Source organism: Sulfitobacter sp. HI0129, assembly GCF_001635395.1.
GTDB lineage: Bacteria > Pseudomonadota > Alphaproteobacteria > Rhodobacterales > Rhodobacteraceae > Sulfitobacter.
Genome location: NZ_LWGH01000824.1, coordinates 1 through 927 on the forward strand (window position 1 = coordinate 1; position 927 = coordinate 927).

The 927-nt window shown below is 62.8% G+C and carries 2 protein-coding genes; both read right to left on the reverse strand.

Features of this window, described 5'->3' with window-relative positions:
- Positions 1-194, reverse strand: a 194-nt coding sequence (locus A3764_RS19520) for a DUF1643 domain-containing protein (RefSeq protein WP_150122319.1), incomplete at its 3' end; no start/stop codon positions are given.
- Positions 195-210: 16 nt separating this feature from the next.
- Positions 211-927: tRNA pseudouridine synthase B (locus tag A3764_RS19525; protein ID WP_067951987.1), on the reverse strand; the 717-nt coding region annotated here is incomplete at its 5' end.

Consider the following 927-nt stretch of genomic DNA (forward strand, 5'->3'; position numbering starts at 1 on the left):
CGCGCCCTGCGTTCGCAGCGCTCGACCGTCGGATCGTTGGCGATCTCGTCCGCCTTGGATGGATTGAGCATCACGAACATGACCCGCCGGGCGCCTCTGTCCCATTCCCGGGTCAGGCTGTAGCGGTAGGATTCGCAGTCGGAATAGACCACCTGCGAATATGTGCCAGCCTCTTCGTGTTCGCGGATCAGCATGCGCCCGTTCCAGGGGTCAAAGGTTGAAAACCCGTGAAGGGTGGACCTCTCCTGCCTTGTAGCGGCCTACGGCGACCGGGGTCCCATCGTAGGAGACCCAGCATTCGTCGCCATATTCGATTCCGGCTGCGTTGAGCACCATGCCGGGATTGCCGTTGCGCAGTTTGGTGGCCCCCTCTGCGGTCGCCTTGGCTTCCGGCAGTTCGTTCAGCCCGGTGGCCAGGGGAAGCAGATGGGCATCCAATTCAGGCGTCCGGGCCAGCTCCTCTACTCTGTCGAGGGTGAGGCCATCGCGCGCCTGAAAGGGGCCGGACCAGACGCGGCGCAATTCGCGCACATGGCCCAGACAGCCCAGTTTCTGGCCCAGATCCCGCGCGATGGACCGGACATAGCCGCCCTTTCCGCAGACCATTTCCAGTGTGACGTGATCAGGATCGGGCCGATCGATGAGCAACAGGCTCTCCACCCAGAGCGGGCGCGCGGCCAGTTCCATCTCTTCCCCGTCGCGGGCCAGTTTGTAGGCCCGCTGGCCATCTACCTTCACCGCGGAAAACTGCGGCGGAACCTGTTCGATATCGCCCACGAAAGACCCCAGAGCGTCCTTGATCGACGTATCATCGGGGCGCAGATCGGATTGGGCGATGACCTCGCCTTCGGCATCGTCCGTATTGGTCGCGATACCGAGGCGAACGGTGAACTCGTAGGCTTTAAGCGCATCGGTGATGTAGGGAAC